Consider the following 22,177-nt stretch of genomic DNA (forward strand, 5'->3'; position numbering starts at 1 on the left):
ACTGGATACAAGCGGTTCTCCAAGCGGACCTATGTAAGCGAACGCGGGGCGCAACTAGCTTCGTTTGACGCAATCCTTTTTCTAGAAGAGTCCACTAACGTTGCATGGACTATGTCCATCAGGCGCTCGCCTGTCCAGGACTGAGCAATTGGCAAGAGTGTCGGGACTGAGCAGATCTCGTACCCCACTGAAGGGCAACGTATTCAGTTGCAAGGTGTCCACTCGGTCGAGGACGTAGACGTCATCTTTCACGCCCGGCGCGTCTTTTATATTACATAATCAAAATTATCGGAGTGAGTACCAGGCCCCCCTCCCGGCACCGTTCAGGCTGAGGTGGCCATCCGCGACAAGTGTGCGGAAGTGCTGCTTCAGCGTGTTGCGATTCTGGCCGGTCAGGCGCTCGGCGTCGCCGATTGTTAGGCGACCATGATCGCGCACGAGGTCGAGAAGTTTCGCAGAAACTTCCGGAAGGCTGCCCATCAGCAGCCGCTCACGCTCAACTTTCGAGCGCAATCGAAGCATTTGGCGCTGCAGTGCGGACAAGAAGAAGCCGAGCCAGGGTCCCCAGTCCGGAGTGTCGGACCTGATCGTCCCCTGGGTCTGCCGCAGTGCCAGGTAATAGGCCTCTTTGCTTTGCTCGATCACGCTTTCGAGGGATGAGTATGGGACATAGGCATAGCCTGAGCGCAAAAGCAGCAAGGTGGTCAGGATCCGGCTGAGACGCCCGTTGCCGTCCTGGAACGGATGGATTTCGAGAAAGACCACGACGAAGATTCCGATCAGTAGCAGCGGATGCAGATCATGGTCCTGGGTGGCGGCGTTGTACCAGTCGATCAGTTCAGCAATGCGGCCCGGCGTGTCAAAGGGGCTGGCGGTCTCAAACACCACGCCAAGCTGCTGCCCTGCCTCGTCGAAAGCTGCGATCGAGTTTGGCGCGGTCTTCCAGGCCCCCCTGTGTCGCTGGTCTTTGCTGCTGTACCGCAGGAGGTCCCGGTGCAACTGGCGGATATGGTTCTCGGTCACATCGATGTCGCGCCACGAAGCGAAGACTGTGTCCATGACCTGAGCGTAGCCAGCGACCTCCTCTTCGTCCCGGGTCGAGAAGGTCTGGATGTCGAGATTGGAGAGCAGACGCTGAACCTCCTGATCGGAGAGCCGGCTTCCCTCGATGCGTGTCGAAGAGCCGATGCTCTCGATGGTGGCGACACGGCGTAAGGCGGACAGACGCTCGGGGGCGAGACTTCCGAGTGCGCGCCATGCGCCTTTGAACTCGTCGATCTCGGCGATGATCGAGAGAAAGGTCGGAGTGATGCGGAGCGTATGGGTCTGGATCATATCCAATCTCATACCCAATAACACCCATTTTCTGCAACCCAATTCGGAACCCAATTACACCCATTAGCAGTCGGACCAACGGTCACGCATAGGATCTGGACAGCTGTGACGACAAGGTCGCGGTCGGCCAGTGGGTTCGACTCGAACGTATCAGGCCATGTCTCCGTTGCCGAATCCGGCAACGCGGGCAAGATGAGCTCGAGCTCTTCTTGTTAGGGACTCTCCCCTGCCGATGGGTTCCCAGGCATCAAAGGGAAGAGCGAGGCGCCGCTGCATCTCGCCTTCGACATGCTCATGCCTGAAGTTGAAGGCGGTACCGGTCGGGCTATCACGCTCTTCGTGTTTCATCATCACGACCCCGGCCGGAAGTTCACAGGAAGACCCTAGCCGTTCATTGTCATCGTTCCAACAGTGGACCACACAACCAACGGTCCGAAGGTCTCGGATGAACGATAGACACAAAATCTATAGCTCACGAGGGACGACCGGCAACAACCCTGGTCGGACGTGTTGTGCAGCGCCGACGGCTATTGCACTTCTTCGCCGATCACAGCGCCGCGCGTTGCCCTTTCGTTTCGCTTCTGGTCCAGTCGTGCGGTACGAAGTTGAGCTGAGGCAGCACCAAGATGAAGACTCCACATGGCGATTTGGACCGTTGGCCGGACCCGGCAAGTTCGAACGCTCGTCGCAGCGTCTTCGCGCAGGACCTTGTCGTCGAAGGCGATGCCACCTCCAGTGGACCGATCGAGGTCCAAGGCAATGTCGTTGGCTCACTGCGGGCGCCGGAGATCACCGTGGCTGGTTCAGGTCGTGTTGAAGGTTCCGTCGTCGCCCACGACCTCGTCGTGCTTGGGGCGGTTTCTGGAATGATCTCGGCGCGAAACGTTCAGCTCGCGTCGAGTGCAGTCGTGCAGGCAGATGTCACCCATGAGCAGATCGCCATCGAGGCAGGAGCCGAGCTGGAAGGCAGGCTTCAGCGCAAGGTCTGACAGATCTCACACCGCAAGGTCTGGCGGCAGCATTTGGCCGGCAGGCAAGTAGCCCCGCCGCATCTTCTCACGGAGCGTCAGAGTCGCGGATATCTCAGCATCTTCCACGGTGGTGCAGGTCTCGAAACTCGTCCGCCCGTGCGTTCCGATCCGGCCCCAGGTTCGCAAGACGCTGACGTCTCCGAACAGCGTCGCCGCGACATCGATGCAGTAGAACCGCGCCATGTTGGCCTGAGGGTCGATGCGGTGCAGATGTGCCAGAGCCAAGGCGGTCCTCCCCTGCACAGACTCCGCCTTGTTACTCTCCAAGTCCAATTGCATTTATGAATCGATCCATGCGCTCCGATTCATAAAGCTGACGGGTCATCGTGACGGATCGCCCGGTGTTTCCTCGACAACCTCGACCCAGAGGACGCCACGCAGGGTTTCTTCCGGGACCAGCCACACGGTCCTGAAACGGCCATTCACGGTGCGATGCCGTTCTGCGACGAGTTCCCGGTCTCCGCGGTCGATCCGCCACAGGCGACGATCGATGGTCGGGCTTTTGGAGCTGCTTCTAGCGACCTCTTCCATACCGGCCTCCTGTCATCCGCTGACGGCTAGTGGTCATGGACAGGGGCGCCGTCAGAACATATCTAACGACATCAGAAGTGGTGCTTTGCTGTCGCCACGCGAACCACGAAAGGCTTTCCTGTCGATGCATGTTCTGTCCCCCGTTCTGGCTGTTTCCGCGTTTGCGGCGATGTCTGTTCCCGTCCACGCGCTTGACGGCTGGACGGTCGGTGTCGAGCGTGGCCTGCCGACCTACGCGCTCACCAGCGAGGCGGGTGAGGTGCGGCTTGTCTGCGATCCGGATCGCGTCTTCGGGCCAACGCCCAACGGCGCGCTCGTGGTTCGCTTCGACAAAGACGCCGCTCCTGACATGGTCGTCGTTCTCGCGAAGTCGGGCGAACAGGCCCGTCTGTCGGTCAAGAACGGCATCGCCGCACAGGCATCGGTTGACGCAGCGGACTGGTCGAAAATGGTGGCAACCTTCCGCACGGGCGGCGAGTTCGCAATGGTCACCAGCGCTGACAGCCTGACCTTCGAGACAGCGCCGCTGCCCGATCTTGCCTGCGAGTAACCGCAGGCAGCTCATCGATTTTTGTTGCATGGGTGAGGTCTACCTGACGCGTCGCGCCTCGATGAGCTGTGACGCGATTGCGGCGAGGAAGGCACCAACGATCGTCGCCCGGGGCTCGATCAGCCATGGGTCATCAAGTGCCGCATGCATAGCCCGGATCGCGGAGCCTTGGGCGTAGACGGTCATCGGCTCGCCGACCGCCATGTCCGATGCTGCCATGGTGAAGATGCGCTTCGCCTCGTCGACATGCGGCGCAAGATCATCTTCCGCCAAGAGCCGCCGCAGTTCGGCCCGCGCTTCCTTGGCAAAGGCGCGCAACATGTAGGCTGGGGTCACGTCGCCCGCGCCCGGGATCTGCTCAAGCTGCTTCTCGGCTGCCAACGGCAGCCGAAAGAGGACAACCAGCTTCTCTTTCCGGGGCTTCGCCAACCCACTGGCAGCACATTCGGGCGGCGAAGCGGGGGACTGCGACTGACGACTCTCCCCTTCCCTCTTCCCGGCAAACTCCGGGTCGGCCAAGTGCTCCGTCGTCATGTCGGGAAGCTGGGCCTTGACGCCCTCGACATTTCCTCCCTGCTCCGGCGCCCGCCGTTCGGCAAGAATGCGCGACTGCACCTCGCGCGATGACCGCAACTGTGCGGCGGAGTTCTGCAGGCCCGGTTCTTCCGCCGCCGGGGAGGGTGCGACACGTGCAGGAAGGCGGAAACGGCTCATGCAGGGATCACCTCGTCGATCCCGGTCAGGACAAGTTCCGCAACTTCAAGCTGGCGTGTGATGGCATCCGCCACCAGCCGACCGCCGGGTGCTTTGGCGTTGGCGCGGGCCGCCGGTCCAAGGGGGCCGTGATAGCCGAGTTGTTCGAGGATCCTCGAATGCGGAACGATCACGTCGAGATGGTCGAGACGCAGGATCTCTTGCAGCACGTCCTGGTCGCGCTTTGGCAGTTGAGCCATTCCCCCTTCCCGGGTTGCGGCGTCGATGATCTTCGGCCCCGCGTCCATGACGAGGACCCGAACCGCCGGGAACCGCTCGCCCTCGGCAATCGAGGCGCGGAGGTCGTCCATCCAGAGGACGGCGCGATGGGTCATGTCCCATTCGGCGTAGACGGGGCGGGCTGGGATCAGCACCAGATCGGAGATCAGGCAGAAGTCCTCGGTGTCGGTGTGGGTGCCAGGCCGGGTGTCGATCACGACGAGATCGACGCCGCGCGCTTCCTCGGCCTCGAGGAGCGACAGAAGCCCTTCAACACTTTCCGGTGGCGAGAGGATCGCCAGGCTCTCCGGCCAGTCGGGCTTTTGCGCACTCTCCCACGTGGCCAGTTCGAAACTGTCGCGCCAACGGCCGAGTTGAGCGTTCACATCACCGTCGATCAGGGTGACGCTGCGCCCGAGGTTCAGTGCTGCAGATGCGAGAAGCATGGCGGTCGTGGTCTTGCCCGAGCCGCCCTTGGTCTGCACGATGGTAATGACTTGCATGAAATGACGCCTCCACAAACGGTACTCGATACCCTTGCACCGACGCCCGGCGCTCTTTCATGACGCTGCGGAAGGCGATGCACCGCTGGCAAGCCAAGATCAAGCGAAGCCGTTGTAAAGGCGTCACTAATCCGACCGACGTGCGGTGCGCCGTTTAGGCATAAGGTTGCAGAAACGTCAAATGACATGTGCTGGAAGTTGTAACACACCGCCGAAGCCTTCATGTTTCCTAAGGGTTCCCGCAGCCGTGATGCTGCGGCGCGGCGTCCGAGCACTCCTTCGGCCTAGCCGCAATCGAGGCTATCTGCCTTCCGGCCCGTATGACGGTTTGCATGTCTGCATGCCTGCATAGGTGACAGGCCGCATGCCTGCGTTGGAACCTGTCCGCACGGCTGATCCGAAGGCAGGGTGACATCAGGCCTCCGTCTAGGGACGATCCCGAATATGACCCGCCAACCGGATGCATGCCGGACAATCTGCCTGCTTGCCTGTCGGCCTGCTTGCCCGTTCGCCTAGTGACGGGTTGACGCTACGCCGATCCAGCCTGTGGCTTCATGCCCAAAGCCATTCATCGTCGGCCATCTTCCGCAATGGGCAGGCCTTGAAGCATCTTGAGGCCCCTTCCCCGGCCCCCCTTCTCTTCCCGGGCAGCCCTTCCTTCAGACTGTCGTGCCCGTCCCAACAGCCCTCATGGAGGGACCGCACACTTCTGCAAAGCCCAAGGTTTCAAGGCGCTCGACCACTTTGGTCTCGCGTTGCACGGAGGCCTGACGGCCGGGGCGCAGGGACGCAGTCGGCGGGCAAGCCGCCGACCCCTGACGCCATATTGAGTCCTCACCGGCTGTCCGCTTTCCGCACGCGGGCTCCTCTTCGGAGGAGCGGAAACCGGCCGGTGAGGACGGTTGGCAGGAACGGTGGTGTGTGGTACATGATGCGCTATGATGGCAAAACACATGTAATGATACAATGCCACGCTCACGCCTGACCTCTACTGAGACTGCAGCCATCACGGCGCGGCTCCTCGCTGGCGAGAGCGTCGCGGCCGTGGCGAGGTCGATGGGCCGTTCCCGCCAGGCGCTGTCACGGATCAAGGGCAGCCTTGACCGGAAGGAGGTGCGGCGGCTTTCGGTGAAGCTGAACATCCGCATCACGGAAGACGAGCATGCAGCCTTTCAGGCGGTTGCCGAGGCAAGCGGTCTGACGGTTTCCGAGGCAGTCAGGCATCTGGTCAGACAGGCAAGCGATCGTCTGGCGATCCAGGCAGACGAGCTGGATGCCATCGCTTCGGCCAGGCGGGAGCTGTCGGCCGTCGGCAACAACCTCAACCAGATTGCCCGACTGGGGGCGGTCGGGCGTCTGACCTGGAATGCCCGTGATGCTGCCCTGGTGCGCAAGGTTGGAGCGCGGGTCGATGACCTTGTTGAAGAAGTCGTCCACCTTCTCTCGGCGCTTCGGGCCAAGCAGGGACTTGGTGATCAAACCTCTCCTTTCGTTGTAGCGACTGATCCCTCTGCCGAGGCATCGAAATGAACCGGTCTCCTTCCGTCGAGGATCTGGTTCTCGGTCATGTTCTCGACGACCTGCGTCGTGGGCGAGGAAGCGGCGAGGGTGCCGCGTCCCGTCTCGGCACGCGCAAAGAACGTCAGACCCGGGCGCTTCTGCGAAACGCTGGTGGACCACGCGGCTGGCAGTCGGTCGTCAAACGCATCGCTGGTGGGAGTGCTCGCACCCCGCAGGAGCTGAAGCGCCTTCTCAACTATGTGGCCCGGGAAGAGGGGGTGCAAAGCACCTGGTGCAATCTGGCGGGCTATGAACGCGACTTTGACCCTGCCCGAACGGAGCGGACAGCAGATCTCTGGTCTTCGACCTGGACAGGCGCGCCGCGACGGGGACATGCCGATCACATCGTCCTGAGCTTCCCGCGTGGGGTGGACGCCGAGCGCGCCGAGGTGATCGCCCGGGAATGGGGGCAAGCGGTGTTCGGGTCCGGTGAATGTGGGGATGTCTGGCGCTACGTCGCGGCCCTTCACAAGGACACCGACCACTTGCACGCACATTTCGTGGTCGACAAGCATGGCATCGAGGAAGGCCGGTTCCTATCGATCTGTCGGCATGCCGCACTGAACTTCGATGTGATGCGAGAGCTTCACGCCGAAATCAGTCAGTCGCATGGGCTGAACATCCTCGCCTCTTCGCGCCTTTCCCGCGGCATCATCGAGAACCCGCCGCGCCAGTCCGAGCTACGCGCATCGCGAGACGGTGGGAAGTCCACGCCCCCTCCCCCGCCGCCGCTGTCCGACGGGGAGCGGAGCCGACGGCTTGCCACATTGCAGGGCTTCGCCCGCGAATACGAGACCCTTGGCGACCTCGCCGACCTTGCCGCCGCAACCGGCACCGAGGCGAGTGCCGCTTCCTACCTTTCCCGGCTGGCCCGGGCGCTTGGCGCGTCCGCCGCCGCACTCAGACAAGGAGTTCCTTTCATGCCCGACCACTCGCTTCATGCCGAAGGCGATCCCGCCGCGCGGGTTGAGGCTGCGCGCAACGAGATGATCGCTTCGGCCACTGAGGCTTGGGAGGCAATTCGCGCCATGGAACCTTCAGCTGAGCGGGTCGATCTTGAACGGAGCTTTGCCGAACAGGCGCGCGCCTCGATGAAACTCGCGCCAGACAGCATCCTCCTGGCAGAGCATGCCCAAATTGCCGACCAGAACATCGATCCCTACCACAACCCGACCCTCGCCTCGCTTGCACGACTGGAGCATGGCCAGACCGAGGGGGTTTCCCTCGATGAGGGCCTGCGCGCAACCCTTGCACATGTTCGCGACGAGATCGGCGAACGGCTGACGGCGCTGTTCTCGATCCGGGAAGACGAGCTTCGCATAGCAGGCACGTCCGTCGAGGAAATGGTCGCCCGCTTCAGTTTGGCCGAGCGTAGCGAAGGCCAGCGGGCGAGCTGGATCACGGAGCAGCCGAACACGATGCAAAAGGTGTTCTGGATGGAAACGGAGCGCGCCCTCGGCCAGGAGGTTCGGGCAGAAGTCGCCGCTTTCAACTTTGCGCCGGAGTTGACGGAGGCCATTGCGCGCGACCAGTTGCTCACCGTCGATCGCCATATGAAACTCTCTGATGTGCCCGCGCTGGAAGCCATCGTCGACCGCCTGCACGACACCCTGAAACCCGAAGATCTCGACCGCGTCCGGTCCGGCGATCTCGCCCCGCTCAACGAGCAGGTCCGAGATCCGGCACTCAGGGCGGCCGTTGCGCATGAACTGAAAAATGAGGGCGACCTTGGCGCGACGAGCGAGGTTGGACCCTGGGCAGACCTGGCACGTGCACAGAATCGCGCCGCCGAGCTGGGGCAGCGCGACCGCGCCGTCGAACGCGACACCGGGCACGAACTCTGAGGACAGACCTATGCTTTCGAATCTCGACACCGCCTGGCGGTATCCGCTGGCGCTGCTTCTTGGTCTGCTGACCGGTCTTTATATCGGCGGCATGCTTGCCACGATCTATGTGATCACGGCCTTCCGGGAGAGCCTCGACACCCTGAGCCCCATAGGCCCTTGGTTCCTTCGATACGCCTGGGCAGATCTCGCTGCGCGGCCTTCGGTCCTGCAGGGCGCACTGATCATCACCGGCGCCGTCACAGTCGCCCTGACTCTCGTCGGATTAGCCGGGGTACATCGCGGCCGCCTCAACCAGTATGACGACGCACATTTCCAGTCGCGCCGCGAGTTGAAGCGCAACCACATGGTCGGAACCCTCGATCAGAACGGTTTCATCTTCGGCAAGCTCGGCTTCCCGAAATCCGACGCACCGTTTGTGATGGCGCCGCCCGACCGCTTCCCGCATGCGATGATGATCGCTCCCACGGGCCGCGGGAAGGGCGTCGGCTTCGTCATCCCGAACCTTCTGCACTTTTCGGGCTCCGCGATCATCCTCGACGTCAAGGGCGAGAACTTCGCGAAGACCTCGATTCATCGCAAGCACGGGCTGAAGAACGGCATCTGGTACTTCTCGCCCTTCGATGAGGACCGTGGTTCGCACCGCTTCAACCCGCTTGCCCGTATCGCCGCCCTGCCCTCCGCCGAGCGTCAGTACACCGCGCTGAACTCGATGGCCGACCTCTTTCTCATCCCGGAAGGCGAAAGCGCTCAGAGCTTCTTCAATGCAGGCAAGCGGCTCTTCATCGCCTCATGCCTCTACGCCATCGAACAGCGCCGCCCGACCTTGGGCTTTGCCGGTGAGATCATGGCCGGAGGCGGAGACAAGAAGAAGAGCTACACGGCAATCGCCGAGACCACGAACATTCCAATCGTTTCCCGCACGTTCCTCGAAATGGCCGACGTCCCGGAAAAAACCCTCGGGGCCTATGTGTCCGTCATCCAGGGATCCGGTCTCGAACTTTGGAACGACCCCGCGGTTGACAGAGTGACCTCAGCCAGCGACTTCGACTTCTCAACCTTCCGGCGCGATCCCCAAAGTCTCTACATCGTCGTCCAGCCCGAGCACCTGAAAACTCTCGCCCCCCTCGTCCGGCTTCTCTTCGCGGATGCCATCGCCTCCCTCCAGCGCCGCGAGCCGGGACCGGACGAACACCATGCTGTCACGTTCCTGATGGACGAGTTTGACCAACTCGGACGCCAGCCCCTCGTCCTCTCGTCCATCAAGACCATCCGCAGCTTCGGCGGCCGGTTCTTCATCATCTCCCAGACCATCCCCGGTCTCGATGACATCTATGGCGAAACCGGGCGTCGCTCCCTGCAGGGTGGCGCAGGCGTGCAGATCTACATGACGCCGCAGGATGACCGGACGGCCGAGGTTCTGTCGAATGCCTTGGGGCGCTCCACGATCACAGCCGTGACTGAGAGCCAGTCACGGGTGCGAGCGCTGGAAGACAGCGCGAATGTCAGCAGGCGGTCGGAAGAGCGGCCGTTGATTTCGGCGAACGAGGTGCTGCGGTTTCCGCTGGACGAAGTTCTGGTTCTGCCAGAGGGGCAGTATCCGATCCGGGCGCGGCACATCCGGTACTACGAGGATCGGCACTTTGGGCCGATTGATCGAGCGCGGAAGGGAAAGGCGTTGCCGACTACACGGGGCAGCGGAGCGGATAGCAGGCAAGTTGCTGTTGGGAAGCTGTCGGGCTTGGCCGCGTCCGCTGAGCGTGCAGATGCCGAGGTCTTCGGGGAAGCCGAGCGGGTTTTCCCAGACATGGGCGAGGGAGCGCTCGGTCTTCGGCTCGAAGGCGAACTCGACCGTCGCGACGAAGGGCTGGGTCACCGGCTCCTGCTTCGTCTTGCGCAGGGTTTTCAGGAAACGGATCTGGGCGACGTTCGGCGAAAGGAACGTGATCCGGCGCACGGTCACCGTGACTTCCGCACCGGGCCCATAGACCTCGGGCGGATAGGCAGAATTGCCGCTGCCCTTCGACCAGAGAAGTCGCAGACTTTCCTCCGCGCCCCCTGTGGAGCGGCGCTGGACGCTCTCGAGCCGGGCTTGAATGCCCGCGAGGAAATAGCCTTCGCGATCTGAGACGTAAGCCACGAGGAGGCTTTGCTTCAGCGCTTCCTGGTCCTCGATCCCGGTCGGGGCGACCTGCAGGATGTTTTCGGCGTCACCCGTCTGCCGATCGACGAGGACGGTGAAGACCTGGGTTTCCCGCAAAGGCAGGACGAGGACCAGTGCGGTTGCAAGGATCAGGCTCAGCCCGCCCGCGGCACTCGCGACAATCCAGGCGCGCCGGGCCGAGAGGCGGGGCTCCAGCACGAGATCGACATCAAATCCATGCGCCTCCATGGGCGGTCCTCCACTTCTCGAATTCTGGGGCATCAGCTTTTGTCCGATGTCCGGCTGGCGAGCCGCATCGCCGTCTGCACGGCGGACCTGCCGATCTGTCCGGCGGTATTGCCGTTCAGACGTGCATCCGATGGTCGGCGGCCGCCGGCATCCAATCCAGCCGCTCCCCGCCCTGCGCCGATCCCGGACGCGATGCCGGTGCGTCCGTAACCCTTGACGCTGTCGGCGGTACGGAAGGTCGAGGCTGCGACGCTGCCAAGACCGGTCGCGGTCGACGCGAGCGACTGCGCGATCGTCGGCACCATGGCCATGAGGCCAGTTCCGAGCATCATGACGACCACGAAGCTCAGGACATCGCCGATGGTTTCGACCGAGGCGAGCGAGGCCGGGGTGAGGTCCTCCGCGATGTAGATCGTGAAGGCCGCCATGCCGGACGTCAGCATCGGATAAAGAGCAAAGCCGAGGGCAAGGTTCACCCACCGGTCAAAGAGCGGGGCGGTGACCTTGAAAAGTGTGCAGCCGATTGCGACGGGTGCGAAGATGACGAGAACGCCGATCATGATCTTCGCGGCCGAGATCACGATGATCGACACCGTCGCCATCAGGGCCGCGACCAAGAACATCAGGAGGCCCGCAAGGGCACCAGTGATGTAGCTGCCATTCTGGCTGATCGCCTGACCTACATCGAGGGCTTGAAGGTAGAGGGCATCCAAACCCTCGTAGAGATTGCCCGATCCATCTCCAAACGCGTTCATCACGACAGCCCCGATCTCACTCGGGGCATTGGTCAGGACACCGTAGACCGAATTGAAGTTCGTCCAGGACGACAAGAAGGCCGACGCGACTGCGATCCGCACCATCAGACCGAGCCCGTTGCGAAGTGTCATTGGCACGGCTTGTGCCATCAGGTTGATCCCGACCAGCGCCACCACCAGAACAGACCCGACCCGGAAGACCGGCACGATCTCGGCGGCCACGGCATCAAATGCCGTAGCGCCAACCGCTGTTGCGGCGGCATCGACCTGGGTCAGGATGTCGGCAATGATTGCCATGGATCACTTGGCCCGGCAGCTTTGTTCGAGGTCTCGAAATCGCGCTTCGGTCGCGCGCCGATCTTGATCTCGTATGCTTTCCAGCGTTGGACGGTCAGCATCGGTCAGTTCCGATGCTGACTTTCCCAACTCGGCCGCGACGAAGGCGTCGAAGGTGAAGCCCTCGAAGAGGCAAGCGCAGGAGCCTTCTTCAAGCCGCCGCGACATGGCCACGCGGAAATAGGCTTGCCGAGCCACTGCGCGGAACTTCCAATCGGTGATCCCATCGGGCAGATCGATCACCTCTTCGCAGGCAGGCCTGTCTGCGGGGGCAAAGATCCCGGTCCCGCGCCGCTGCATTTCGGTCAGGAGGTCCAGAGCGGCGTCTGCATCCTGCGCCACCACCGCTTCCCGGGTTCTTTCGGCCAGCTGGACATCGCTCAATGAGGCGAGGTCCTCCGCTGCGGCGAAGTTGGCAAGGCAGACGAGGACAGCAACCGCCGCGATCTGGTGAGACGCCCGCCGCATCATTCGGCCCCCGAATAGTCGAAGAAGCTCTTTTCCTTGGCCTGTTCTGCGGCCCAGTTCACACCCGTCTGCCCGGCAGCGAGCCCGGCAGCCGCGTTCAGGCGCCACATCTGGCCGAGCATGTAGTTGGTCTCGGCGGCCATACGGGTGTTGAGATCTATGCTTTCCTTGAGAGTTTCCTGGTTCGCGATCTCGTCAACGAGCCCGTCGATCCGCGCGAGGCTTTGGGCAGCTTCCTCGTAGGAAAGCTGCGCCACGCCCATGGCCGTGGCGCTCGTAGCAGCGGTCGTCGCGATGAGCTTGTCCTGCGGGTTCTCCGATGACGACAACCCGGCCAGGGTTTCCGAGGTCAGGCCGGCCCTTTCCAGCGTGTCGCGCATATACTCGGCGGCCATCTTGTCGCCCATGGTCACATCGCCATCGAGAAGGCTTTCAAAAAGCCCGTCGAAATCCCCGATGGTGAGCGCATCCTGGAAGCCGGAAAGGTCAGTGATTTTGGCCGCGCGCGAGCGCAGGTCCTCCACCGAATTGTAGAGGCTTGCGATCTCGTTCAGGCCCGAGATTGATCCGAGGATGCCTTCGAGGTTGGTCAGCTGCTCGAGACCGGTCTCGACCTGCTTCTTCAATTCTTCGATCTGCGCGATCTGGTTTTCGGCATCGCGAAGTGCCGCCTGCAGCTGCTCGATGTTCTTGGCAAGGTTGGTGCCGTCGATGACGGGCACGCCTTGGGCCAGAAGAGGTGATGCCAGGATCGATGCACAGACGGCGAGCGCGAGGCGCGCCCTCGTTCGAAGGACGGCAGGTCTCACGGAGTGTACTCCCAGAAGGTGGTGTATTGCAGGGATTGCGCGGCGTCCGAGAGCCCACGGGCCGCCTCGACTTTGACGGCACCCGCGCGCAGCCGCAGCGTCAGGGCCGTAAGGCGCGCGCGTTCGGCGAGCATGTAGGTGTTCTGATCGACCGCTTCTTTCGGGGTCTGGGGCTTGGCCTCTTCAAGGAACCCCTTGATCCGCGCCATGGCCGCCTCGATCTGCCCCGACTGCTGGCCGGAATAGCCGATGAAGGCTGAGGACATGTTGCCCCATTCGGCACTCGCACCCTCCACCCCCGCCAACGTGCCCGTCACGTCCGCGCCGGTGATCACCGAAAGATAGGCGTCATAGTAGCCCGAGATCCGGCGGACGTAGTTCTGGGTTTCCTCGAAAGGAGGGATGCCACCGTATTTCTGGACGTTGCCGGGCCCTGCGTTGTAGGCCGCAAGCGCGAAGTCGATCCGGCCGAAGCTGTTGAGCTGGGTCGCGAGATAGCGGGCGCCACCATCGAGGTTCTGCAGCGGGTCGGTCGGATCAACGCCGAGATCGGCGGCAGTGCCCGGCATCAACTGGCAGAATCCCATGGCCCCGACCGGGCTGATCGCCGCGTTGGAAAACCCGCTTTCCTGCTTCACCAGCGACTGGAAAAGAATGCGCCAGGTCGTCGGAGTGAGCCCAACCTTCACGACGCCGGGATGCGTCTCATAGCGCGCCGCCGTCGCGATGATCATCGCCTCAACCGTCTCGCCTTCCCCGAAGAGCCGCTGGCTTTCCGGGCTTGTCTCCTCAAGGGGATATACCTCGTCGGCAGGAGGGAAGGTTCCCGTCCCCATCTCGAAGCCGCTGAGGTCGGTCACGCCGGTCGTATCCGCGAGGAAACGCTCATAGGCGGCCAGCTGGTCGTCTTCGATCTCGCTGAGTTCCGTGCGCGTGGCGAGTTTCTCCCCCTGCTTCACCGCATCCTCAGCCTGTTCGACAAGACGCGAGATGAAGTTCGACAAGCGCGAGCCATCGATGATCGGCACGCCCTGGGCCAGGAGGCCCATAGGCACCGCAGTGCCGAGAAGAAGCCCGAGAAGGAGCGGTGCGCGACTCATGCGGTGTCTCAGTTCGCGCAAGTCGTGTCGGGTGCGTTCATCGTCGAGACGACGACCGTCGTGCCGTCACTTTGCTCGTGCGCTGCGAAGTATTTGCCCTCGGCCCGGAACTGACCGTGGCAGGGGGAGACGGCCCCCGTCTCGACACCGGCGCAGGCGGAGAGGAGGGTGAGCCCGACAAGGGAAGCGGGGATCAAGCGGTTGCGTCTGGTCACGTCATGTCCTTCCAGAAGTCGGGGTTGTCGCGCCAGCTATAGGGCGCGCGGTCTTCACCGGATCGGCCGCCGCCAAGCACGGCGAGCGCGGGTCCGAGGGCCGCGAGATCCATGTTCACGAAGACCGAGTCTCCGGCCGAGCGCAGGAGGGCGAGGCGCAGGCCGCCCGTGGGCGTGCAGAGGAACTCGGCCTCTTTCTCGTTCAGCCGCAGGATCCGGTAATCCTCGGGGTTTGCGCGCGGGTTCGGGTAGAGAAGCTGGGTCACTACGCTTTCCGCGATGATTTGTCCGACCTTGACCCGTGTCAGATGGGTCGGAGTCTGGGTCAGCATCATCACCACGGCATTCTTCTTCCGCATCGTGACGAGCCAATCGTGCAGGCGCTTCTCGAAGATCGGATCGTCGAGCATCTTCCAGGCTTCATCGATGACGATGAGGGTCGGACGGCGATCCTCGATCACCCGTTCGATGCGCCGGAAGAGGTAGGCCAGAAGCGCTGAGCGCTCGGTCCCGAGATCGAGGATCTCCGACATGTCGATGCCGACCACATCTTCGGACAGGCTGATCTGGGATGTGGCCCCGGGCCCGAAGAGCCAGCCATGCCGACCCCCCTGCCCCCATTCCCGGACCCTTCCCACCAGATCGCCCTCGTCGTCTGTCGAGGCGACGAGGGTTGCGAGGCCGTCGAAAGTCCTCAGCCGCGGATCGGCCGAAACGATCTGACGGACGGCGGCGTTCAGGCTGACGGTTTGAGCGGTCTCGAAGGGGCGCGACCCTGCAAGGATGTCACCAAGCCAGTCGGTGAGCCAGGCCGCCCCGCGCTCGTCGACCTCGGTCTGAAACGGATTGAAGCCTGTCGCCTCGCCGATCCGGATCGCAGAATAGCTGCCACCCAAGGCGCGCACGGCCATCTCGAGGCCCCGGTCCTTGTCGATGACGAGGATGCGGGCATGCACTCGCCGCGCCTGCGCCATCAGAAAGGCCGTGCCAAGGGTCTTGCCCGATCCGGTGCGGCCCAAGACCAGCGTGTGGCCGGCGCTCGGCTCGGCACCGCGCTCGCCCTTATCGTGGAAATTGAAGCGGTAGAGGCTCGAGGTCACCGTCGGCAGCGCCGTGATCGTCTCGCCCCAGGGCGACTGTGCCTTGGAGCGACCTTCCGTCACCCGGTGCAGCGCTGCGAGGTGGGCGAAGTTCTGGGCTGACAGAAGTGCGGTGCGCGGGCGGTAGGCCCAGTTGCCCGGGGCCTGGGCGAACCAGGCCGCGCGGGCGGCGAAACTCTCACGAACGAGGGTCGCCCCGCAATCCTGTCCGGCGCGCCAGACTTCGGAGGCGGCTTCCTCCAGCTGTTCCGGGGTCTCGGCCGTGACCATGACCGTCAGGTGATGTTTGCCGAAGACTTGTCGGCCCGAGGCGACATTGTCGGCGGCCTCATACAGTTCCTGACGCAGGGTTTCAGCGGCATCCTCAGAGGCACGCATCTGGCGTGCCGTGCGCTTGATGCGCTCTTCGATTTCGTTGTTGCGCGCGGGGGTGAAGCTGTTGGTGATGACGATGTCGTAGGGCAGTTCCAGCGCGTCGAGCATCCGCGCCCAGGTGCGGGCCGGATAGGATTTCACGCCGAAAATCGTCCCGAAACGCATCCCTTCGCTGGTTTCGATTTCCACCCGTTTGCCAGCAAAGATCATCTGCGATGACGCGACAGCCTCGGCAAGAAATTGGCCGCGCATCGGAAGCACCTTGGCCATCGGCTGCCCAAGAAGGACGCCAAGGAGACCCAGCCATTCCCCGGAGGAAACGGTCAGCCGCCGGAAGCCCAGACCCTGGCAGGCCCCGGCCAAAAGACCCATCGCTTCATTCAGGCGCTCGATCCTCTGGCCGAGGTCGCCTGTGAAGGCTGCCTTGAAGAGTGCGCCGATCAAAGGGACACGTTTTAGTACTGTGGGGCGAAGGATGAGCGAGACCACCAGCACTCGCCGCTTCAGGGTGCGGGCGCGAAGATGTCCCTGCCATCGGGCATCGACCATTGCCGCGAATTCGGCCCCGATGCCCTCACCATCGAAGGGCTTCAGCTGGGGTGCGTCCGGCAGGGTTAGCTTGGAGACATGGAACCCGAAGCCTTCGCCCAACTGGCCGATCAGCCGCGCAAGCGAAGTGGTCGCGAGTGAGAGGTCCCCTTCTTCCGTCGTGAAACTGTCCTGCCCCTCGACCACGGCAGAGGCGATCAGGTCACCCTGCCGGGTCAGGATCAGATTGTCCGCAGGTGCGGACAGCCAGGGCAAGTGCCGGGCGAAGGTCTCGGCTGCGAGATCCTCAGGCCGCAAGACAGATCGAAGCGCCGGGGTGGCCGGGAAGAGGGATTTGAGGTCAGCTGACATGGCGATCTCCGCCAAAGGCCGACTTGCCCCGTGTGCGCGGGGTGCGGGAAAAGACCACCGCAACGGTCTCGAAGAGGTTCGGGTTGCGATCCGCGACGAACCACAAGACCGGATATCCGATGACGCCGATCAGCAGAAACCGCCAGTCGTTCGCCCCAACGAAGGGGATGACCGAGCCCAGCATCAGGCTCACGAAGTAGCCGATGGGAAGGCCGAAGATCTTCGGCGGCCGGGTGAGGCCGAGAAACAGGGGCGCGTCATGCATGGGGAACATCCGAGGGAGCGGCCAAGCCGAGTGGGCGATGCCACCCGGCCTGTCGCCGATCCCGCCTTAGGGGGCCGCAAAGCCGTCGATGATGGTCGCGGCCGAGAAGACGAGGACCACACCGAAGAAGATCGCAAGGAAGAGGGGCCAGTTCAGGCGGCCGGTGAACATCATGTAGCCGGCAGCCACGACAGCAAGGATGGCGATCAGCCGTCCGATCGGGCCGGTCAGCCCGTCCACCACGACCTGCAGCATGTTCTCCAAGGGGTCGAGGTTCTGCGCGAGAGCGGGCTCCGCGAGGATTGCCGCGAAGGGCAGCGCCAGCAAAAGGGTGTGCAAAGCCAGGCGCGGCAATCGCACGCCAAAAAGATTGCGGAACATGGGGGTTACTCCGAACTGAGGGTTGCGTTGGTCAGCCGCAAAACCTTGGCCACATGGCCCTCGGTCTCGGCATAAGGGGGAATGCCGCCATAGTCGCGGACCGCTTCGGGTCCGGCATTGTAGGCGGCCAGAGCAAGATCTGCAGCGCCGAAGTCTTCAAGCTGGGCGAGGAGATAGCGGGCTGAGCCGTGCAGATTGTCTTCCGGATCATGGGGATCGACCCCGAGGAGATCGGCGGTTCCTGGCATCAGCTGACCCAAGCCGATGGCACCGACAGACGACCGCGCATCTGGATTGAAGGCAGATTCCACGGCGATGTTGGCCCGAAAGAGTGCGAGCCATTCCGTCCCGGAGAGCCCCGCCGCATTCAGCGCAGGATGGCGGAGGTAGTCGTCGCCGACGTCGAGTACGAGATCCTCGATTTCGGCTGTGCCACGCGGACCCCTGCCCTTCGGGGTTGTGCCATAGGACGCGAGCACAACGAGACCATCATCAACTGCATCGGTCTTAGCATCATCTGTGAACTCGGCGTTGTTCGGATCGCCGCGTTTGGGAAGCTTTTTGCCAAGATCGAGAACGCTGGCCCGAACCCGCAAGTCCTCTGCCCCTGTCCCCAGATCAATGACCTCGGCCAGGGCACCTTGTGCGGCAATGAGCCAAAGCGCCAGCCCTGCGCCGAGGGTCAGATCAGGGAATGGGCTCCACCGCTGCGTCATGGGTCCAGGTCGCCTTCTCGCCCTTCTTCAAAGGAACGGGGACCGTGGTCAGACCCAACTCGACCGCGAAAGAGATCAGACCGGTGACGGTCTTGAACTCCCGTGGTTCGAGCCCGCGCGAGATCACCAGAAGGGCCGTCTGGTCGCCAAGGCGCAACTGGATGCGCCAGGTGCCTTGCCAGACATTGAGAACCTTCTTTGCGTCCTCGACACAGAGGGCTTCGACGATGCCGCCTTCGGTCAGGGCCTCCTTAAGTCCGGCCTGCAAGATCACCGGGGTCAAGTTCCTCATGGGTTGGCACCTTCCGAAGCAACACGCTTTCGGCAGAACATAGTGCATGTTGCGCTGATGAGAAACATGTCGTCGCACAACATGGCGCTCACCTATCGGTAGAATCCTGTTGCGTCAATAGCGGTGTTTTGCAATTCATGCACATGTTTTGAAACCCCGGACCGTGCATGCCCCTGCTCCGCTCCAGACGCGCTTGCCTCGCCGCCGCCGCCCTGTTCACGATGCCTGTCTGCGGCGTCGCTCAGGATGCAACGGCTTTGGACTGCCTGCCGCCGGTCCCACCTGCACCGGTGACCGATGCTGCCACACGTGCCGAGTATCGCTTGGAGATCGGGCAGGAGTTTTCGGCCTACTTCGATGAGGCACAGGTCTATCTGCGCTGTCTCGAGGCTGCGCGTGCCGAGGTGTCCGAAGAGATCAACCGCGCGATCCACGACTACCAGGCTCTTGGCGAGGACCCGGACGGTTGATCGCGCGTGTTCAGGTCCCCCTTCCCCTACCGGCATCTTCCCAAGGAAACTCCCATGACAAGACTACGAGCTACGGCCGCCCTCGCAGCGACCGCCCTGTCCCTTTCTCTTGCTGCTCCGGCGAAAGCCTACCCCGTCGACTGCGCGATCCTTCTTTGCCTCGCAGGCGGCTGGCCAGCCTCGGCAGAATGCGCTCATGCCCGTACCGTCTTCATTGCCCGGATCACGCCATGGCCAGTCGAGCCGCCACTGCAGATCTGGAACTGCCCGATGCGTGCGAGTTTTCGTGGAGAGGCTAAATTGATTGAGCGACTGTTCGACATCGCCGTGCGCGGTGAGCCGGTGCCACTTATCTCGATCCCGGAAACGCCGTGGGCGCTTCAGCTCGTCCAGGATCGAGCAGATGTCGACATCTCCGATCCGGCGTTTGACTTCGTTCGCTCGATCCGCGTGTTCGAGATCACCTACCAGCAGCGTCGCAGCTCTGATGGCGACTGCAACACCTGGGGCGCCGTGTACATGGGCACTTATGGCGCTCAGGGCGAGTACAGCCGTCGTCGGAGCAGCGTTTCTGCGGTGCCGAGCGCCTCAGACTTGGCGGTGCCGGCGGACTGTCGGAGCTATTGGCACCGGTCGGTCTTCGTCGAGTGGCGCGACTATGAAGGCAGCTACGGACACGAAGAGGTTCACTACTGAGAACCTCGCCTACCCACCTTCCCCGAAACGATCGAAAGACGCAACCCCTAGAAACAGAAACGACGCCAGACCATAGGCCCGACGCCGCACTGATTTCCTCGTGGTAGCGGGAATCTAGCGCGAGCTTTGGGTCCGTTCAACCGGCAAATGCCTTTGCTGGAACGAAATTTTGCACGCTTCGCGGTCTGGTGTCGCCCCTGGAAGGAACGACACATCATGGAACTCACGACCGGTGCCATCCTGCGCCGCATCACCGAAACCCCACTCTCCACGTCGGCGCACAAGCTCGCGACGATCATCCTCGACGGGATCGCCTGGAAGGATGGCTACAACGGGCTGGAGCGCGGAACGGCCGCGTTCACGCTGGCGCATCTCGCCGAAAAGATGGGGGTGTCACGGCAGCACCTGACGGCGCTGTTGGTCGAACTTGCTGCGTCCAGTCTGGCTTTGGTCCGGTGGAAGCCGAACGGTAAGTTCGCGCCGTGGCTCTTCCGGTTCGGAGGAACCGCTGATGCCGATGCCCTGCCAGATGTCGTGTCAGCCTCAGGCGACACATCACTATCTAGAGAGTCTAAAAACAAAAATATCTTTGCAGAAAGGATCGAGATTGATGCAGGGACCAACGTGTATCGCACACCTTGGGCGGATCTGATCAAAGCTGCGAAAGCGTCGCTCGCCTGCTGGAACGTCGATACGCAGGTCATCTGGGAGCGCTTCCTTGCTTTCAACAGAGCTCGGGGGAATACAGCTGTGCCCGCGGGGTTTCTTCTGGGCTTCATGCGCCGGTGGCGGACTTCGCCCGACTCTGCTGCGAAACCAAATGTGCTTGCGGTACCGAAGCGGTCCACGCCGGAAGAACTGGAGCTGCATCGACTTATTGCCGCTGCTCCCAGCAAGAACTGGCAGTTTCATGCATCAGATTTGTGCAAACTGATCGGCCAAGCCGCCTATGATGCCCAAGTGCTCGATGTCGTCCAACGGTTCAGATGTCAGCGGTTCGCTGCGACCCTCGCGGTACACGGACGGGCGGTACAGAATGGGCAAATCACGAGATAGCGGCCTGTACACTCTATTAAGTGTAGCTGTATCGCGCGTGTCGGATGGGCCTGCGAGTACCTGCGCGCTTGAAAACTTTCATCTTGACCGACTCCTCCTCGCGTGGGATGTATTTTGCATGATGCAAAAAACATACCGGAGCCCAAGATGAAGGATCAGACTAGCAATTCCTGGGAACAGCGCGACATGCACAACGTGTTCCACGGGTTCACCGACCTTGATACTCTGAATCGCAATGGCCCGGTGGTGCTAACGCATGGCGAGGGAATTCATGTCTTCGATGTTCACGGAAAGAGCTACATGGATGCCAACTCGGGCCTGTGGAACAACGTCGCGGGCTTCAACCACCGGGGGATAATCGAAGCCCTTTGCGATCAGGCGCGAAGGTTTCCCGGCTACCATGCTTTCTTCGGTCGTATCGCGGACACGACCGTCGCTCTGTCGGAAAAGCTGATCGAGATTTCGCCATTCCCAAGCGGCAAGGTCTACTACACCAACTCCGGCTCGGAAGCGAACGACACCGTCGTCAAGATGCTGTGGATGCTGCATCGCCGCAACGGCCAGCCGCAACGTCGCAAGATCATCTCGCGCGTGAACGCTTACCACGGCGTGACTGTCGCGACCGCCTCCATGACTGGCAAGGCCTACAACGCGGAGTTCGGCCTGCCGCTTCCGGGCTTCCTGCACGCAGACTGCCCGCACTTCTGGCGGTTTGGACGCGCCGGCGAGACGGAGATAGAGTTCTCGCAACGGCTGGCGCGCAATCTGGAAGAGTTGATCATCAAGGAGGGCCCCGACACCATCGCTGGCATGTTCGCCGAGCCGGTCCAGGGTGCCGGTGGGGTGATACCGCCCTCAGAAGGCTACTTCGAGGCCATTCGTCCGATCCTGCGCAAGTATGGCATCCCGCTGATTGCGGACGAGGTAATCACCGGCTTCGGCAGGACCGGAGCGATGTGGGGCAGCGACAAGTACAATGTCCAACCCGACGCCATCGTCGCCTCGAAATGCATTACGGCAGGCTACTTCCCGATGGGCGCGGTGCTTCTCGGCCCCGATCTCTGCGCTGCACTGACTGCTGTGTCCGAGAAGGCCGAGGAATTCCCGCACGGTTTTACTGCAGGGGGTAACCCGCTGGGCAGTGCGGTCGCGCTGAAGGCGCTGGAGGTGCTTGAAACCGAGGGGCTCTTGGAGAACGTGAACCGGCTGAGTGGGCGTTTCATGTCGGGACTTCGCCAGCTGGGCGAGCACAAGTATGCCGGCGAAGCTCGGGGCGTTGGCTTCATGGGCGCGGTGGAGCTGGTGGCCGACAAGGCGACGAAGGTTGCGCTGGACGGGTCGTACCAGATTTCAGAGCGGATCGCGAACAAGGCGCTGGAGAAAGGCTTGATTTGCCGTCCACTTGGCCAGGCCATCGTCCTTGGCCCCCCCTTCGTGATGACCGAGGTGGAAATGGACCGGATGTTCGCCATTCTTGCCGACACCATGACCGAAGTGTTCGCCGAAGTCGGTCTCTGACCAAGCT

At 62.5% G+C, this 22,177-nt stretch carries 23 protein-coding genes and 2 pseudogenes; 9 read left to right on the top strand and 16 right to left on the bottom strand.

Translation table 11 applies throughout. From position 1 onward, the window contains the following. Nucleotides 1–285: 285 nt before the first annotated feature. Nucleotides 286–1,335: a Fic family protein gene (locus G3572_RS19605; protein WP_164615096.1), complete on the bottom strand. Its 1,050-nt coding sequence runs from the start codon at nucleotides 1,333–1,335 to the stop codon at nucleotides 286–288. Between the two features lie 626 nt (nucleotides 1,336–1,961). On the opposite strand from G3572_RS19605, the gene G3572_RS19610 reads away from it, so the two are divergent. Continuing rightward, nucleotides 1,962–2,324, top strand: a complete 363-nt coding sequence (locus G3572_RS19610) for a bactofilin family protein (RefSeq protein ID WP_125327852.1) — start codon at nucleotides 1,962–1,964, stop codon at nucleotides 2,322–2,324. Nucleotides 2,325–2,330: 6 nt separating this feature from the next. Here G3572_RS19610 and G3572_RS19615 read toward each other — a convergent pair whose 3' ends face one another. Both G3572_RS19615 and G3572_RS19620 read right to left on the bottom strand, forming a co-directional pair. Then, nucleotides 2,331–2,609: a WGR domain-containing protein gene (locus G3572_RS19615; protein ID WP_354004072.1), complete on the bottom strand. Its 279-nt coding sequence runs from the start codon at nucleotides 2,607–2,609 to the stop codon at nucleotides 2,331–2,333. Nucleotides 2,610–2,687: 78 nt separating this feature from the next. Then, nucleotides 2,688–2,897, bottom strand: coding sequence for a hypothetical protein (locus G3572_RS19620; RefSeq protein ID WP_125327850.1), 210 nt, complete (start codon nucleotides 2,895–2,897; stop codon nucleotides 2,688–2,690). 124 nt (nucleotides 2,898–3,021) lie between these two features. Between G3572_RS19620 and G3572_RS19625 the strand changes: the two genes are divergently transcribed. Continuing rightward, nucleotides 3,022–3,447 carry a hypothetical protein gene (locus G3572_RS19625; protein WP_164615098.1) on the top strand — a complete coding sequence of 142 codons (426 nt, stop codon included), beginning with the start codon at nucleotides 3,022–3,024 and terminating at the stop codon, nucleotides 3,445–3,447. A gap of 39 nt (nucleotides 3,448–3,486) precedes the next feature. Here the strand turns inward: G3572_RS19625 and G3572_RS19630 are convergent, their stop codons facing one another. Next, nucleotides 3,487–4,161 (bottom strand): hypothetical protein, encoded by a 675-nt coding sequence (locus G3572_RS19630; RefSeq protein WP_164615100.1) that lies wholly within the window; start codon nucleotides 4,159–4,161, stop codon nucleotides 3,487–3,489. Beyond that, the gene (locus tag G3572_RS19635) at nucleotides 4,158–4,922 is read right to left on the bottom strand and encodes a ParA family protein (protein ID WP_125327847.1); all 765 of its coding nucleotides are present in this window, start codon (nucleotides 4,920–4,922) and stop codon (nucleotides 4,158–4,160) included. Before G3572_RS19635 ends, G3572_RS19630 begins: the two co-directional genes overlap by 4 nt. 1,056 nt (nucleotides 4,923–5,978) lie before the next feature. On the opposite strand from G3572_RS19635, the gene G3572_RS19640 reads away from it, so the two are divergent. The 3 genes and pseudogenes from G3572_RS19640 to G3572_RS22395 all read left to right on the top strand — a co-directional run. Then, complete coding sequence (locus G3572_RS19640; RefSeq protein WP_161763817.1) at nucleotides 5,979–6,452, top strand: plasmid mobilization protein; 474 nt, start codon at nucleotides 5,979–5,981, stop codon at nucleotides 6,450–6,452. After that, entirely contained in the window at nucleotides 6,449–8,326 is a 1,878-nt protein-coding gene (locus G3572_RS19645) for a relaxase/mobilization nuclease domain-containing protein (protein WP_125327845.1), read from the top strand. Before G3572_RS19640 ends, G3572_RS19645 begins: the two co-directional genes overlap by 4 nt. A 346-nt stretch (nucleotides 8,327–8,672) precedes the next feature. Next, nucleotides 8,673–9,959, top strand: a pseudogene (locus tag G3572_RS22395) (type IV secretory system conjugative DNA transfer family protein); the annotation flags it as partial. Nucleotides 9,960–10,169: 210 nt separating this feature from the next. Here G3572_RS22395 and G3572_RS22400 read toward each other — a convergent pair. From G3572_RS22400 to G3572_RS19705, 11 genes and pseudogenes are all read right to left on the bottom strand, one after another. Next, nucleotides 10,170–10,751 (bottom strand): annotated as a pseudogene (locus G3572_RS22400) (VirB8 family type IV secretion system protein); the annotation flags it as partial. Continuing rightward, nucleotides 10,751–11,770 carry a TrbL/VirB6 family protein gene (locus tag G3572_RS19660; RefSeq protein ID WP_126976270.1) on the bottom strand — a complete coding sequence of 340 codons (1,020 nt, stop codon included), beginning with the start codon at nucleotides 11,768–11,770 and terminating at the stop codon, nucleotides 10,751–10,753. The pseudogene G3572_RS22400 and the gene G3572_RS19660, both read right to left, overlap by 1 nt. 3 nt (nucleotides 11,771–11,773) lie before the next feature. After that, nucleotides 11,774–12,277 carry a hypothetical protein gene (locus G3572_RS19665; protein ID WP_164615104.1) on the bottom strand — a complete coding sequence of 168 codons (504 nt, stop codon included), beginning with the start codon at nucleotides 12,275–12,277 and terminating at the stop codon, nucleotides 11,774–11,776. Further along, on the bottom strand, nucleotides 12,277–12,999 hold the full coding sequence (locus tag G3572_RS19670) for a type IV secretion system protein (protein WP_164615106.1): 723 nt from the start codon (nucleotides 12,997–12,999) through the stop codon (nucleotides 12,277–12,279). The genes G3572_RS19665 and G3572_RS19670 overlap by 1 nt, the downstream gene beginning before the upstream one ends. A gap of 83 nt (nucleotides 13,000–13,082) precedes the next feature. After that, a complete protein-coding gene (locus G3572_RS19675; RefSeq protein ID WP_125327836.1) occupies nucleotides 13,083–14,186 on the bottom strand; it encodes a lytic transglycosylase domain-containing protein in 1,104 nt (367 codons plus the stop codon). Between the two features lie 8 nt (nucleotides 14,187–14,194). After that, complete coding sequence (locus tag G3572_RS19680; RefSeq protein WP_126976267.1) at nucleotides 14,195–14,401, bottom strand: hypothetical protein; 207 nt, start codon at nucleotides 14,399–14,401, stop codon at nucleotides 14,195–14,197. Continuing rightward, entirely contained in the window at nucleotides 14,398–16,776 is a 2,379-nt protein-coding gene (locus G3572_RS19685) for a VirB4 family type IV secretion/conjugal transfer ATPase (RefSeq protein ID WP_126976266.1), read from the bottom strand. The genes G3572_RS19680 and G3572_RS19685 overlap by 4 nt, the downstream gene beginning before the upstream one ends. Continuing rightward, nucleotides 16,766–17,041: a VirB3 family type IV secretion system protein gene (locus tag G3572_RS19690; RefSeq protein WP_125327833.1), complete on the bottom strand. Its 276-nt coding sequence runs from the start codon at nucleotides 17,039–17,041 to the stop codon at nucleotides 16,766–16,768. Before G3572_RS19690 ends, G3572_RS19685 begins: the two co-directional genes overlap by 11 nt. Before the next feature lie 66 nt (nucleotides 17,042–17,107). After that, complete coding sequence (locus G3572_RS19695; RefSeq protein ID WP_125327832.1) at nucleotides 17,108–17,422, bottom strand: TrbC/VirB2 family protein; 315 nt, start codon at nucleotides 17,420–17,422, stop codon at nucleotides 17,108–17,110. 5 nt (nucleotides 17,423–17,427) lie between these two features. After that, nucleotides 17,428–18,138, bottom strand: coding sequence for a lytic transglycosylase domain-containing protein (locus tag G3572_RS19700; protein WP_164615108.1), 711 nt, complete (start codon nucleotides 18,136–18,138; stop codon nucleotides 17,428–17,430). Then, complete coding sequence (locus G3572_RS19705; protein ID WP_125327830.1) at nucleotides 18,110–18,430, bottom strand: hypothetical protein; 321 nt, start codon at nucleotides 18,428–18,430, stop codon at nucleotides 18,110–18,112. Before G3572_RS19705 ends, G3572_RS19700 begins: the two co-directional genes overlap by 29 nt. A gap of 167 nt (nucleotides 18,431–18,597) precedes the next feature. On the opposite strand from G3572_RS19705, the gene G3572_RS19710 reads away from it, so the two are divergent. The 4 genes from G3572_RS19710 to G3572_RS19725 all read left to right on the top strand — a co-directional run bounded on the left by G3572_RS19710 (nucleotide 18,598) and on the right by G3572_RS19725 (nucleotide 22,170). Continuing rightward, nucleotides 18,598–18,900, top strand: a complete 303-nt coding sequence (locus G3572_RS19710) for a hypothetical protein (protein ID WP_164615110.1) — start codon at nucleotides 18,598–18,600, stop codon at nucleotides 18,898–18,900. A gap of 54 nt (nucleotides 18,901–18,954) precedes the next feature. Beyond that, nucleotides 18,955–19,596, top strand: a complete 642-nt coding sequence (locus tag G3572_RS19715) for a hypothetical protein (protein WP_205518825.1) — start codon at nucleotides 18,955–18,957, stop codon at nucleotides 19,594–19,596. Nucleotides 19,597–19,812: 216 nt separating this feature from the next. Then, a complete protein-coding gene (locus G3572_RS19720; RefSeq protein WP_164615112.1) occupies nucleotides 19,813–20,652 on the top strand; it encodes a hypothetical protein in 840 nt (279 codons plus the stop codon). A gap of 147 nt (nucleotides 20,653–20,799) precedes the next feature. After that, nucleotides 20,800–22,170: an aminotransferase gene (locus G3572_RS19725; protein WP_164615114.1), complete on the top strand. Its 1,371-nt coding sequence runs from the start codon at nucleotides 20,800–20,802 to the stop codon at nucleotides 22,168–22,170. Nucleotides 22,171–22,177: the final 7 nt, after the last annotated feature.

The sequence above is a fragment of the Pseudotabrizicola algicola genome (assembly GCF_010915705.1).
GTDB lineage: Bacteria > Pseudomonadota > Alphaproteobacteria > Rhodobacterales > Rhodobacteraceae > Pseudotabrizicola > Pseudotabrizicola algicola.

What these genes read in the sequence shown, in the direction of transcription:
- G3572_RS19660 (WP_126976270.1), bottom strand. Translation starts at nt 11,770, where the DNA reads ATGGCAATCATTGCCGACATCCTGACCCAGGTCGATGCCGCCGCAACA.
- G3572_RS19685 (WP_126976266.1), bottom strand. Translation starts at nt 16,776, where the DNA reads ATGTCAGCTGACCTCAAATCCCTCTTCCCGGCCACCCCGGCGCTTCGA.
- G3572_RS19695 (WP_125327832.1), bottom strand. Translation starts at nt 17,422, where the DNA reads ATGTTCCGCAATCTTTTTGGCGTGCGATTGCCGCGCCTGGCTTTGCAC.
- G3572_RS19705 (WP_125327830.1), bottom strand. Translation starts at nt 18,430, where the DNA reads ATGAGGAACTTGACCCCGGTGATCTTGCAGGCCGGACTTAAGGAGGCC.
- G3572_RS19630 (WP_164615100.1), bottom strand. Translation starts at nt 4,161, where the DNA reads ATGAGCCGTTTCCGCCTTCCTGCACGTGTCGCACCCTCCCCGGCGGCG.
- G3572_RS19620 (WP_125327850.1), bottom strand. Translation starts at nt 2,897, where the DNA reads ATGGAAGAGGTCGCTAGAAGCAGCTCCAAAAGCCCGACCATCGATCGT.
- G3572_RS19715 (WP_205518825.1), top strand. Translation starts at nt 18,955, where the DNA reads ATGACAAGACTACGAGCTACGGCCGCCCTCGCAGCGACCGCCCTGTCC.
- G3572_RS19625 (WP_164615098.1), top strand. Translation starts at nt 3,022, where the DNA reads ATGCATGTTCTGTCCCCCGTTCTGGCTGTTTCCGCGTTTGCGGCGATG.
- G3572_RS19640 (WP_161763817.1), top strand. Translation starts at nt 5,979, where the DNA reads ATGGGCCGTTCCCGCCAGGCGCTGTCACGGATCAAGGGCAGCCTTGAC.
- G3572_RS19665 (WP_164615104.1), bottom strand. Translation starts at nt 12,277, where the DNA reads ATGCGGCGGGCGTCTCACCAGATCGCGGCGGTTGCTGTCCTCGTCTGC.
- G3572_RS19720 (WP_164615112.1), top strand. Translation starts at nt 19,813, where the DNA reads ATGGAACTCACGACCGGTGCCATCCTGCGCCGCATCACCGAAACCCCA.
- G3572_RS19700 (WP_164615108.1), bottom strand. Translation starts at nt 18,138, where the DNA reads ATGACGCAGCGGTGGAGCCCATTCCCTGATCTGACCCTCGGCGCAGGG.
- G3572_RS19635 (WP_125327847.1), bottom strand. Translation starts at nt 4,922, where the DNA reads ATGCAAGTCATTACCATCGTGCAGACCAAGGGCGGCTCGGGCAAGACC.
- G3572_RS19725 (WP_164615114.1), top strand. Translation starts at nt 20,800, where the DNA reads ATGAAGGATCAGACTAGCAATTCCTGGGAACAGCGCGACATGCACAAC.
- G3572_RS19690 (WP_125327833.1), bottom strand. Translation starts at nt 17,041, where the DNA reads ATGCATGACGCGCCCCTGTTTCTCGGCCTCACCCGGCCGCCGAAGATC.
- G3572_RS19710 (WP_164615110.1), top strand. Translation starts at nt 18,598, where the DNA reads ATGCCCCTGCTCCGCTCCAGACGCGCTTGCCTCGCCGCCGCCGCCCTG.
- G3572_RS19610 (WP_125327852.1), top strand. Translation starts at nt 1,962, where the DNA reads ATGAAGACTCCACATGGCGATTTGGACCGTTGGCCGGACCCGGCAAGT.
- G3572_RS19605 (WP_164615096.1), bottom strand. Translation starts at nt 1,335, where the DNA reads ATGATCCAGACCCATACGCTCCGCATCACTCCGACCTTTCTCTCGATC.
- G3572_RS19675 (WP_125327836.1), bottom strand. Translation starts at nt 14,186, where the DNA reads ATGAGTCGCGCACCGCTCCTTCTCGGGCTTCTTCTCGGCACTGCGGTG.
- G3572_RS19645 (WP_125327845.1), top strand. Translation starts at nt 6,449, where the DNA reads ATGAACCGGTCTCCTTCCGTCGAGGATCTGGTTCTCGGTCATGTTCTC.